Raw genomic sequence first — 12,964 nt, 5'->3', positions numbered from 1 at the left:
CGTGACCAAAAAGATGAATTTTCTGTTAATTCTCGGTTGCTGAGAAAAGCGCAAAATTACCATAGCTAGGTTTTGAAATTGTTCTGATAAATTCGATTGGAAGTGTTCGGTTAATTATTAATCGAACGCTGAAATAAAAATTACAAAATGAAGCTAAGGACTGGCTGACTAAGGAAAATCACTCATGAAGTGCGAAATTTTCACACGAGTATTTTCCGGTTTTGCTGTCTTTAGCTGAGAAAAATGTCTTTATTTTTCAATCGATAGACAGGAAGAACCTAAAATGAAAGGAACCACACTCATTGCAGTATTTGCTTCGGCAGTCTCGCTGTTCTCATACAGTGAGAAAATAAGTGCGGCAGAGAAATTTATTACTATCGGCACCGGTGGTCAAACGGGCGTTTATTACGTTGCTGGACAGTCGATCTGTCGTTTCGTAAACCGTGGCGCAGCAGACCACAGCATTAAGTGTAATGCTCCGGCCAGTGGGGGTGGCGTGGCAAACGTAAATGGTTTGCGCAGTGGTGAATACAACTTCGGTATCATGCAGTCAGACCATCAATACAAAGCCTTAGAAGGCGTGGCTCCTTTCCAAAATAACCAACCAATGACGGATATTCGTGCCGTTTTCTCCCTACAAAGTGAAGTGTTCACGATTCTTGCGCGCAAAGACGCGGGCATCACCAGTTTCGACGATTTGAAAGGCAAGCGCGTCAACATCGGTAACCCTGGTTCTGGTCAACGCGATACGTTTGAACAAGTGATGCAAGCAAAAGGCTGGTCGCAAGATGTGTTCAGTTTGGTATCGGATCTGAAGCCAGCAGAACAAGCTTCCGCAATGAGTGACAATAACATCGATGCAATGAGCTACTTCGTCGGTCACCCAAACGGCGCGATTCAGGAAGCATCAACCACCACCGATGCTGTGCTAGTACCAGTGACTGGTCCTGAAATCGACAAGCTACTTGCTGAGCGTGCGTACTTCACCAAAGCAACCATTCCGGGCGGAATGTACCGTGGCAACCCGAACGATACTCAATCTATCGGCGGCAAAGCGGTACTCTCAACCACAGCAGAGACGGACCCTGAGTTAGTGTATCAACTGACGAAATCTGTGTTCGATAACCTAGACCGCTTCAAACGCCTGCACCCAGCATTTAAAGACCTGAAAGAATCAGAAATGATTGAGGTGGGTCTGTCTGCGCCACTGCATGAAGGTGCGGTTCGCTACTACAAAGAGCGCGGCTGGTTGTAACTCTTAACACCTTCGATTTTTAGCAAGCGCTGCGATGGATTCTCAGCGCTTGCTTCTCTGTTGTTTGTGAGAAAATTATGGATAAGACGATCTCCACGTCCCATGCTGACATGCATCCGAATGAGCTGTCGGCAGAAGAACTGATTGCCCAAGATGTGGGTGCTCGCCTGCCAACCGGAATCATGGAAAAGCTGATTGCGGGTTTGGCGTTACTGTGGTCTTTGTTTCAACTTTGGATAGCGTCTCCGCTCCCATTTATTGTCGGTTTCGGTGTGATGAACGACACCGAAACGCGCGCCATTCACCTTGGCTTTGCCCTGTTGCTTGCCTTCCTCGTTTTCCCCGCTTTTAAGCGCTCTCCACGCGATCGTGTTCCTGCCTTCGACATCATGTTGGGTTTGATTGCTTGTGCCTCTTCGCTGTACTTATTTGTTATGTACGAAGCACTAGCACAACGTCCGGGCAGCTTAACCACTGAAGACTTTATTACCGCATTGATCGGCTTGCCTTTGCTTTTAGAAGGCGCGCGTCGAGTGCTTGGTCCTGCTTTGCCGGTGATTGCGTTGGTGTTTATCGGCTACAGCTTAGCTGGTCCGTATATGCCGGGTTTATTGTCCCATCGCGGTGTTCAGTTGGATGCGCTGGCTAACCACCAGTGGATCACCACGGAGGGTGTGTTTGGTATTGCGCTTGGCGTATCGACCAGCTTTGTCTTCTTGTTTGTTCTGTTTGGTGCGTTATTGGAACGCGCTGGAGCAGGGCACTACTTCATTCAATTGGCATTTAGCATGTTGGGGCACCTGCGTGGTGGTCCTGCAAAAGCAGCCGTCGTTGCTTCGGGCTTAACGGGTTTGATTTCGGGATCGTCGATCGCCAACGTGGTAACCACGGGGACGTTCACTATTCCTATGATGCGCAAAGTTGGCTTCTCTCCTGAGAAAGCGGGAGCAGTCGAAGTGGCGTCATCGGTGAATGGGCAAATCATGCCTCCTGTTATGGGAGCCGCAGCGTTTTTGATGGTGGAATATGTCGGCATTCCTTATGTTGAGATCATCAAACACGCCTTCTTACCTGCCGCAATTTCTTACATCGCACTGCTTTATATTGTCCATCTAGAAGCGCTCAAGTTGGGCATGCAGCCAATTGATGCCGCACGCTCAAAACCTTGGCTAGCGAGACTCACGGGATTTGCATTTGGCGCGGCGTTGATTTCTGGATTGTCGATGGCGGTCTACTACGGTTTAGGATGGTTGAAGCCAGTATTGGGTGACTTTGTATTACCTGGGATGGCGTTAATTCTGGCTACGGTTTACTTGGCACTGCTAAAAGTCGCCGCAAGTAATGAGCCGCTACCAGAAGAAGATCCAGATGCTCCACTAGAACAGTTACCAAATACACGCGCAGTCTTACTCTCTGGCTTGCATTACCTACTGCCTGTGGTGGTTTTGGTGTGGTGTTTGATGGTCGAGCGTCTGTCTCCGGGGTTGTCTGCTTTTTGGGGTAGTGTGATTCTGGTGGTGATCGTTTTGACTCAGCGTCCTCTTTTGAGTTGGATGCGTAAAGATGGCAAACACGATTATGGCAACTTCAAAGACGGCTGTATCGACTTGCGTGAAGGCTTGATTGCTGGTGCGCGCAATATGATCGGCATTGGCATCGCGACCGCCACCGCAGGCGTAATTGTTGGTGCGGTATCGCAAACGGGGGTTGGCTTAGTATTGGCTGATTTGGTTGAGATGCTGTCTATGGGTAACTTGCTGTTAATGCTGATGCTCACGGCGGTATTGAGCCTGATTCTAGGCATGGGCTTGCCAACGACGGCGAACTACATCGTGGTATCGAGCTTGTTGGCGCCTGTTATCGTTACGCTGGGTCAACAACACGGCTTGATAGTGCCGTTGATTGCGGTGCACTTGTTCGTGTTCTACTTCGGTATCATGGCGGACGTAACACCGCCAGTAGGTCTGGCGTCTTTTGCCGCAGCTGCGGTGTCGAAAGGTGATCCAATCAAGACGGGCCTAACCGCGTTTTACTATAGTTTGAGAACCGCGGCTTTGCCGTTCTTGTTTATCTTCAATACGGATTTGTTGTTGATTGACGTGGATTGGGCGCACGGTATCGCCATCTTTGTTATCTCTACTATTGCGATGTTGATATTCGCTGCTGCGACGCAAGGTTGGTTCCTGACTCGTAATCGTTGGTACGAAGGCGTGTTGTTGCTGCTCGTAGCATTTACCTTGTTTCGCCCAGGGTTCTGGATCGACATGGTGGTGGATCCGTACCAATCGAGCAATCCTGCCCAACTGGCACAAACGCTTGAACCGCTTGAAGAGGGCGGTGTACTCAGAATGCGAATCAGCGGTGAAGATGCGGTAGGTAAGATGCGTGAATTCTCGGTGCTGCTTTCGGTTCCTGAAGGGGAAACCGGACAAGATAAGCTGGACGCACTTGGCATAGCGACTTATCAGCAAGATGAACAAACTCTGATTGATATCGTTAGTTTTGCTAGCCCAGCAGAGGCGGCAGGATTGCAGTTCGACCAACAGATTGTCGATGTGCGTGTGCCAGTTGAGCGTTATCGCAAAGAGTGGATGTGGATTCCAGCAATGTTCTTGTTTGGTGTTGTGATTTGGCTACAACGTCGACGTGTGGCAATGCAGAACGACACAGCATGTTGATAGTTAAAGAAAAATAACCTAACAGCCCCGTTGGAGCCAAGACTGACGGGGCTTTTTTCTGTCTGAAATATTCATCATTTCTATTTTCAATGTCGCGAAATTATTAGCGCATTCTATACTTTATGTTTGATTACTTTGCGCATCATTTGAACAAATGATCAACGCTCAAAATCGGATCTTAACCTTTCAGATCATCTTGTTGTTCGAAAGCGGAAAAATCCTACACTGATCACATAATTGAACACTTGGACAATATAAATGAGCGACGATATCGCGAAGAAATCCTCTTCGAAATCTAAAATGACCAAAATCCTTTTCCTACTCGTTTGTGCAATCGCCTTTGGTGCGATGTACTGGTCTTGGCAATATTCCGATAGTCACCCGAGTACGGAAGATGCGTATGTAAGAGCTAAAATCCTATCTGTCGCTCCACAGGTTCAGGGTCAGGTGGTATCAGTAGAAGCGAAAGATTTCCAAGTCATCAACAAAGGTGACTTACTGCTTAAGATTGATTCTCGCCCTTACTTATTAGCAGTGAAACAAGCGAAAGCCGCTTATCAGTTGGCCGTTCAACAACACGATGTGGCAGACAAACAAGTGACCGAAGCCGTGGCTGGTTTGGATGCGGCGCGTTCTAACTTGACTGAAGCGCAAGTGGAGTACAAACGTACCGATTCTCTTGTGAAACGTAAGTTAGCGTCTGACCAAGACCTTGATACGGCGAAAAACAAACTCGCTAACGCGCAAGCTGGTCTAGAGCAAGCGCGAGCAACAGTTGAAAAAGCAATCGCAAACCGTGGTGAAGAAGGTGCAGAAGCGGCGGTTGTTCAACAAGCAGCAGCGCAACTTGCACAAGCTGAATTGAACCTGAGCTACACCGACATCACTTCTCCAGTCGATGGCATTGCAGGTGAAATCAACACTCATACGGGTTCGGTTGTCAGTATCGGTCAAACACTATTCCCTGTGATCATCAAAGACAGCTACTGGGTGCGCGCGAATTTCAAAGAGACTGACTTAACTCACATCAAAGCAGGTATGCACGCTGAAGTCGTGATCGACATGTACCCAGACGTGGTTTGGGATGCAAAAGTGGAGCAGTTATCGCCTGCAAGTGGTACCTCTTTCTCATTGATGCCACCAGAAAACGCAACCGGAAACTGGGTGAAAATCAAACAACGCTTCCCTGTGCGTTTAACTTTAGAGGTACCTGAAGGTGCGCCACAGTTGCGTGTGGGGGCGAGTTCTGAAGTCACTGTTGATCTAAAAAGTAACGCACAATGAGTAACGAAATTACGGCAGATAAACGGGGTATCGCCACCGTCGCCGTGATGCTTTCTGCCATCATGGTGCTGATAGATATGACCGTTGCCAACGTGTCGCTTTCGCACATGATGGGCGCACTAGGCGCAACGGCAGACCAAATCACTTGGGTGCTGACTGGCTACAGCATGGCAGAAGCGATCTTCATTCCGATGACCAGTTTTTGGGTATCGCGCTTTGGTGAACGCAAAGTCATGCTGGTGGCGGTGATTGGTTTTGTCATTGCGAGTGCCTTCTGTGGACAAGCCAGCTCGCTCGAAGAGATGGTGGTATTTCGTATCATTCAAGGTGCGTTTGGTGCTTCGGTTATTCCATTGGCGCAATCCACATTGGTTCAGATTTACCCTTCTGAGCAAAAAGGCAAGGCGATGGCGATCTTCTCTATCGGTATCTTGCTGGGTCCTATCTTAGGTCCGGTGGTGGGCGGTGTGATTACTGATAACATCAACTGGCGTTGGATTTTCTACGTTAACTTACCATTTGGTTTGGTGTGTACCGCGCTGATTTATCGCTACATCCACATCAGCAACAAGTCGAAACCAAACTTCGACTGGTGGATCATTGGCTATATGGCGCTCGGTGTTGGTGCGTTGCAGTTCGTGCTCGATAAGGGGAACGATGAAGACTGGTTTAACTCACGCATCATTCAAACCGCTGCACTGCTAGCGATAATGGGCTTAGTCATGTGGATCTACCGCAGCTGGAAGACTAAGAGTCCAATAGCGCCGCTGTGGCTCCTCAAAGACAGAAACCTCATGGTCTCGTCTTTGATGATAGCGGTCGTTTCGATGGCGATGTTTGGCTTGACCACTCAACAGCCTATGCTGCTTGAGAGTTTGTTGAACTATCCAGTATCGACCACAGGTATGTTGATGGCACCACGAGGGTTAGCGTCCGCCTGTATGTTAATTTTGGTCATCATCATCAACCCGCAATTTGATCCAAGGTTGAAGATTGTATTTGGTTTAACCTGTATTGGTATTGGCAGTTATTTTATGACCCTATACTCGACAGAAATTGACACTTTCTGGATCGTGATGCCAAGTATGATTCAAGGTATGGGCTTAGGTTTGACTTTCTCGACTTTGTCGACGCTGGCTTACATGACGCTACCAAAAGAACAGTCAGTAGCAGGGGCGAGTATTTTTAACTTGTTCCGAACCATTGGTAGCTCATTTGGTATTTCCATCGCTACCACATACCAGTACCGTGATGGACAACAGCAATGGCACGCTTTGGGTGAAGGTTTCAATCCTTACAATCCTGTGTTGCATGATTGGGCTGCTAAGCAAGGATTGTCGATTACTGATCCTGCTGCATTGGAGCAGTACCAAAGCATGCTCCATCAGCAATCGCAAATGGTCGCGTTTGTGCACACCTTCCAGTTGGTCGGGGTGATGTTCGTGATCATGATGCCGATGCTGGTATTTATCCGTTCAAAGTAAACCTCTAAACATAAACTAAAGCGCCCTTAACTCAGCCAGTTAAGGGCGCTTTTTACATCTGATTCTTAGGTGCTTAGGAGTTGATATCGAACAATCAACCGAAGGTGACTTCACTGAAATGCGGATTGTCTCTGAGTGCTTTCATCGCGACTAACTGTTCGGTTGGAAACGAAATGCGTTCACCTTCAATATCCAAAAATAAGCATTCTTGGCGTTCCATATCGTAACCAGTATCGAACGCGCTACCTTGGTGCTTCTCACCGTTCTTGAGCGTAATTTCTACGGGTAGCTTAAACATACAGGCGATTTCAATAAAATCGTATTGGCTGCAGGTCACCATAATTTTTCTCCTTTTCTGTTCTTTATCAAGACCGACTAAGAACAGGAATCCTTCTCTGAAACCTAATCTTCATCTTACGCCCTATTTTGGTCATGAAAAAGACACACAAGCAGGCTTAACTAAAATCATAGTTTAGTGAACAAGACGTAGATAGGACATGTCTGAAACGACACTTAAAAACACGTACTTGGCTCGTGAGCGCGCAACGCAATCACTGATTACTCCTCATACTTACTACGCGCAGTTGGCGCATCGCATCAACCACTCAGCTCAATTTGAAAATGGACGCGTCAAAGATAAGATGCCAAACGTGCCAAGCCCTCAGTCATTTTGGCAAGTGTGTTGGGCTTACATGGGCGGGCGTTCGCCGCTCAGTCCTGATAAGCAACTGCCTTATTCAGCGATAGAGCCCACGCGGTTTTTAGAGCGACAACAAGCGATGCGAGTCACTTGGCTGGGGCATTCCACTTTGATGATTGAGACCGATGGTGTGCGAATCCTGACTGACCCTGTGTTCGACTACGCGTCGCCGTTGATTGCGAAGGCGTGGTTTGAGCGCAATATTCCCAATACATCAGTTCGCGACAGCTTGCCGACTCCCGATGTCATCCTGATCTCTCATGATCATTACGATCACCTCGAAGCATCGACTATACGTTATTACTCTGATAGATCTGTAACATTTTACGTGCCACTAGGTGTCGGTAAGCATTTGATTCGTTGGGGCGTTAGACCGGACAACGTAGTGGAATTCGATTGGTGGGAGAGCGTTCAGTACGCCAACGTCGAGTTGATTTGCACGCCCGCTAACCATAATTCAGGTAGAACTTATCTGGATAAGAATGCCACTTTGTGGGCGTCTTGGGTGGTGAAAGGACAACAAGAGACGCTTTATTTCAGCGGGGACACTGCTTACGACAATCACTTTGTACAAATAGCTCAGCGCTGCGGACCGATAGACATTGCTTGTCTGGAAGTCGCGGCAGATGTGAAAGGCAATCAAGGTTATCCGGTAGAGAATTGGGGGCACATGCAAGCCCACCACACAGTGCAAGCTTTTAAAGATCTGCAAGCAAAGAAGCTGTTGCCAGTACACTGGGCAACGTATGAGTTGTTTACTCATAAATGGGATGAGCCGATTGAGGATTTGATAGCACATTGCCAAGTGGATCACATTGAGTTACTTACCCCTATGGCAGGCGAGAGTTTTTATGTCGCGCAACAATATAAAAACAACGCATGGTGGCAGGTGGAAAAATTATGTGAGCAAGCTAGAAAAATAAGGGTATAATATGACGACGCTTCAATAATATCTCTACCAATTTAACCAACTTTCTTGGTCCTTATAACAAGCTTTTTACTGGTCATCAAATCAATAAATTACCAGCAAGTCACCGTTTTTCTGTGATCTCTCACGTGACTAATTTTCTAGGTGCAACTTTTTGATACTCACCACCTAAAAATTTAATCTTTAAAAAGAAAACTTTTACTAAAAAACTAGGTGAACTTAATTTTACGCATCAAAACAATTATACTCATCGCATACTGATAAGGCTTGCAATAACTGGTTAAAGCTTAATCTTGGTGGGTAAAAATTGATCGGTTAATGCTTGGTAAAAAGTCTCATCATTGAAACATATTTAATAGATAGAAATTGCTGGAAATATTTGGAACCGGCATCACAAGAGTAGGGATTTCTTGAATATATCATCAGGGATGCTGACAAAAATAAAATAGGCATTGTTCGATGAATAATTCTGCAACGTATTTACTTGCTGCTTTGCGAGAAAAAATTAAAGAGAAGGGTATTTGTTATTCTGACCTCTCTATTGGAATGGGAATTCCTCTATCAACGATTAAAAGGCAGTTGCATAACACGTCTTTAGGGTTGGATAAAATACTCTCGTATGCCACTCATTTAGATACCGACTTAGTCGAATTGTCCATGCGTGGTAAACAGCTGCAACAAGAAAACGAGCAATTTATCACCGACACTAACAGCGAAATATTTCACCAGTATCCGTACCTATTTGATTTTTTGTATTTATTACGTCGGAAGGAATGGTCTCCGCAAGATATTGCGAGCAAATACCAATTGACCCATACCTCGATCACGCTTTATTTCCGTGCGTTGGAAATGATGGATTACATCGAGCTAAAAGGTGATGACCAATACCGTTTTAAAGACCAAGGTCGTTTTATTTTCGAAGAAGGTTCTAAGCTCGATACTTTGTTTGCTAAGCGCTTTCGAGATGAAGTGTTTAGCTATGATGTGCGACCACCGATTTGCATGGGACGCATTGCTATCACTGAAGAACAGGAAGAGAAACTGGCGAACGAGGTGTACAACAAACTGATAGAATTTGATGTGCAAAACAAGAGCGGAGAAGGCAGTAAGCGACTCCGAAACATCTTGATGACTTACACTCCGGGCAATCAGATATTCCTTTCGGATACGATTCCGAATATTGACGGTGAATTATTAAAAGCCATCTCAATGGCGAATGAAAAATAGTGACTATTTAATCACAAAATAAAGAATTTATATTAAGTGGATGTGTTTGATAATGAATGCATCAAAGACCCACTATTATCCAAAATTAATGACCTGTTATACCCAAGTAACCTCGAGATGCTAGGTTCAGCGAGAATGACTTGGTTTGTAGACGCGGCGACGATTTAAAGATCTAGTCACTCTAAATCAAGAATCGGCAACAAAGTATACAAGCCAAGACAACTCGCCCTTCGGGAGCGTGTCATTGCCTCGATTTCTGCGTCAAACAACTTGGAAAGAGCTGGCTATTACGCGGTGTTGTTTTCCTTGAACTCGAATCAATGACAACGCTCTGAATCCTGCATCTTGAAGTCACTTGGGTATATTTAAATAGGTCAAACGAAGAAGAGACAAATTAACCGATCTCTTCTCAAATCCAAAAGTGAAATAAATAAGGCTGAATCTTCATCATCGAAACTCGGCAGGGCATGTCTCGACCTTTTTTCGCCTGATCAGGACCAAAAGCCAATAAATGAGGGATATAACATGCACTTTAAGACTTCTTTATGTGCGATTGCTGTCGGGGTTGCTCTAACACTAAGTGGATGCAACAGTAGTGATAATGACTCTAACGTGGATGCGCCATTGAAAGCGGCTGAATTCCATAACACCATCAACCGTGCAGGTGTGCCAGTGGCACTGCGCGATTTGCATGGTGGTCACCTTCGTTACATTCCTATGTTTGATAACGGTTCGTGGCATGGTCACACGCTAGACACCAAAGGTGGTGAGATCACGTTAGGTGGTACCGCGTTGCTAACCGAAGAGTACGTGTCATTCATGGCGGCGCGTTTCGACCGTTTGGCGTTAACGGTTGATGGTAAACCGATGCCGCTTAAGCTGACAGAAGCATACTCACAGCCAGGCGCGCTGATCCAAACATACACGGGTGACGATGGCGTCGAAGCGAAGCTGGAAATGCGCTTTGTCACCGACCGTACTTCTTTGGTTAAAACGACAATCAAAAACCCAAATAAACTGGCTATTCAAGGCGAATGGGATGGCGAGTTAATGCAAGATTATCGCGCGGATGATGGTCAGCTATACAAGAACGATGACAGCACAGTTCGCAGCGTTGAAGAAGCTTACCCTACCTATTCTCGTTCTATCACAGCCACTGATAACGGTGTAGAAGTATCTTTTGGTGCAGTTCGTGACTCATGGTCTCTACTGACTTCGGGGGATTCGAAATTCGAAGTGACACGCTCTATCAAGCCAGAAACTTCAACCATCAGTGATGACAAAAAAGGTTTTGTACAAACCGCGTCCTTAGGTAACGGCGAAGAAATCACACTGTACACGGCTTACACTCACGTGCAAAACACCAAAGAGCAAGCTTCTGAGTTTGCTAAATTGGACGATGTGATGGCAGACCCGAACGGTTACATGCACAAATCGGCAATGCGCTGGGAAGAATACCTAGAAAAAGGTCTAACGAATGACGCGGCTTCTAAAGAGCATGAATTCGTTGCAGTAAAAGCGATGGAAACGCTCAGTGCGAACTGGCGTGGTGCTGCTGGCGCGATTGACCACGACACCGTAACACCTTCTGTTACCGCGCCGTACTTCTCTGGCAACATGACTTGGCCGTGGGATACGTGGAAACAAGCGTACGCAATGTCTCATTTCAACCCAGACGTTGCGATGGAAAACATTCGCACGGTATTCCAATACCAAGTTAAGTCTGATGACCCTGTGCGTCCATGGGATGAAGGCTACTTGCTTGATGTGGTGACATACAACTTACCGGCTGAACGTTGGCAAGGTATGTCTGCGGAATACAAAAAAGTCTTCCCACTGGCAACAGACGGTTTGAACTGGAACGAACGTAACACCAAACCATCTCTTGCGGCATGGGCAGTATGGGAAGTGTATACCGCACTAAAAGACGAACATAATCGTCCGGAAGAAGCGAAACAGTGGTTAGAAGAGATGTATCCGAAGCTCGTTGCATTCCACGATTGGTGGTTACGTGCTCGCGATACCAACAAGAACGGCATTCCGGAATACGGTGCAGCGAAAGACCCAATTCATACCGTATTTGAAGATGACGTGAATGATGGATCTTGGGGACCAGATGCGTCTGTAGACGACATGAAATTCCAGTACAAAGACGAAGCAAATGGTGACAAGTGGATCAAAGAGACTGGCATCGAAAAATACAATGAGTTGCTGACTTCTGGTGATTATACGGCGATGAGCATTCCGGCAAAAGTGGCTGCTGGTTGGGAATCAGGGCGCGATAACGCGGGTGTGTTTGGCTTTATCGATACCATCGATGACTTGCAAGGTAAGTCTGATCTACCAACGCAAGAAGAAGCAGAAGTGATTGACCAAATGGGTCGCTACGCTCACAACACCAATGGTTTCGATAACACGTACGATATGGTGATAGGTGCACAAGGCTCGGAGATCACTTACCGCGATACTTCAGCTGCGAACATGGACAAACTGGCTCAGGCGAAGAAAGACTGGGAAGTGAAGTTCAACGAGAACACCAATGACGAGAACAAGTTGTCAGGTTACTCGCTCATGCAAGAGTCGGTAGACCAAGCCTCTTACTGGTACTCAGATAACCTGTACCTATCGCAAATTGCAGAGGTTCTGGGTAAAGCGGATAAAGCTGCTGAGTTTAAAGCGAAAGCGGATGACACCAAAGAGTACATCAACCGTTGTATGTTCGATGAAGCGACAGGATTCTACTACGATATCGAAGTGGTACCTGGAGGTTTGAGTAACCAATGTGCGGGTCCAACTCTAGTCAAACGCGGCATGGGTCCTGAAGGTTGGTCACCATTGTTCAACAACGCGGCGACACAAGAGCATGCTGATAAAGTGGTGAAGAACATGCTTGATACCAGCAAGTTTAACTCGCCGAAGATCCCGTTAGGTACCGCATCAATGGATAACCCAGCTTACGGTCCAGACATTTACTGGCGTGGTCGTGTGTGGCTCGATCAGTTCTACTTCGGTGTTCGTGGTATGGACAACTACGGCTACGGCGTGGAAGCTCGTCAGATGGTCGATAAGTTATTCAAGAACGCCCAAGGTCTAACGGAAGCAACGCCAATTCAGGAAAACTACAACCCAGAAACTGGTGCAGTACAAGGTGCAAATAACTTCTCATGGAGTGCTGCCCACCTCTACATGTTGTACAACGGTTTTGTGGGCAAATAAGTTTTGCGCCCCTGACAACGTAAAGCATTAAGCGTTGTAGATGACCCCCCCTAGCATCTACAACCGCTTAACCCCTTCAAATTAGGCTCAATAAGATCAAACCGGACAGTGAAAGCTGTCCGGTTTTTGTAGAGCTAAAACACTAATTTTCCGCTGTTTTTGAAAAGTTGTTTGCCATAGAAATTGCGCTAC

The 12,964-nt window shown here is 46.5% G+C and carries 8 protein-coding genes; 7 read left to right on the top strand and 1 reads right to left on the bottom strand.

The genetic code is table 11. The features are described from left to right. Positions 1-283: 283 nt before the first annotated feature. The 4 genes from J4N44_RS26245 to J4N44_RS26230 all read left to right on the top strand — a co-directional run bounded on the left by J4N44_RS26245 (position 284) and on the right by J4N44_RS26230 (position 6,701). Positions 284-1,255, top strand: coding sequence for a TAXI family TRAP transporter solute-binding subunit (locus J4N44_RS26245; protein ID WP_017189728.1), 972 nt, complete (start codon positions 284-286; stop codon positions 1,253-1,255). Between the two features lie 77 nt (positions 1,256-1,332). After that, positions 1,333-3,933 (top strand): TRAP transporter permease, encoded by a 2,601-nt coding sequence (locus J4N44_RS26240; RefSeq protein WP_252045459.1) that lies wholly within the window; start codon positions 1,333-1,335, stop codon positions 3,931-3,933. A 258-nt stretch (positions 3,934-4,191) separates the two neighbouring features. After that, a complete protein-coding gene (locus J4N44_RS26235; protein ID WP_005447317.1) occupies positions 4,192-5,217 on the top strand; it encodes an HlyD family secretion protein in 1,026 nt (341 codons plus the stop codon). Then, entirely contained in the window at positions 5,214-6,701 is a 1,488-nt protein-coding gene (locus J4N44_RS26230) for an MDR family MFS transporter (protein ID WP_009695971.1), read from the top strand. The genes J4N44_RS26235 and J4N44_RS26230 overlap by 4 nt, the downstream gene beginning before the upstream one ends. A gap of 94 nt (positions 6,702-6,795) precedes the next feature. Here J4N44_RS26230 and J4N44_RS26225 read toward each other — a convergent pair whose 3' ends face one another. Then, positions 6,796-7,041 (bottom strand): Rho-binding antiterminator, encoded by a 246-nt coding sequence (locus J4N44_RS26225; RefSeq protein ID WP_252045458.1) that lies wholly within the window; start codon positions 7,039-7,041, stop codon positions 6,796-6,798. A gap of 157 nt (positions 7,042-7,198) precedes the next feature. Between J4N44_RS26225 and J4N44_RS26220 the strand changes: the two genes are divergently transcribed. The 3 genes from J4N44_RS26220 (at position 7,199) to ygjK (ending at position 12,772) form a co-directional block, all read left to right on the top strand. Then, positions 7,199-8,332 (top strand): MBL fold metallo-hydrolase, encoded by a 1,134-nt coding sequence (locus J4N44_RS26220; RefSeq protein WP_017189726.1) that lies wholly within the window; start codon positions 7,199-7,201, stop codon positions 8,330-8,332. Between the two features lie 456 nt (positions 8,333-8,788). Further along, the gene (locus tag J4N44_RS26215) at positions 8,789-9,556 is read left to right on the top strand and encodes a transcriptional regulator (protein WP_252045457.1); all 768 of its coding nucleotides are present in this window, start codon (positions 8,789-8,791) and stop codon (positions 9,554-9,556) included. Positions 9,557-10,081: 525 nt separating this feature from the next. Continuing rightward, positions 10,082-12,772: an alpha-glucosidase gene (ygjK, locus tag J4N44_RS26210; RefSeq protein WP_252045456.1), complete on the top strand. Its 2,691-nt coding sequence runs from the start codon at positions 10,082-10,084 to the stop codon at positions 12,770-12,772. The last annotated feature ends 192 nt before the right edge of the window (positions 12,773-12,964 follow it).

Origin of the sequence: Vibrio sp. SCSIO 43155, from assembly GCF_023716605.1 — a bacterium.
GTDB lineage: Bacteria > Pseudomonadota > Gammaproteobacteria > Enterobacterales > Vibrionaceae > Vibrio > Vibrio harveyi.
This window is presented reverse-complemented; position numbering and strand designations above follow the sequence as displayed.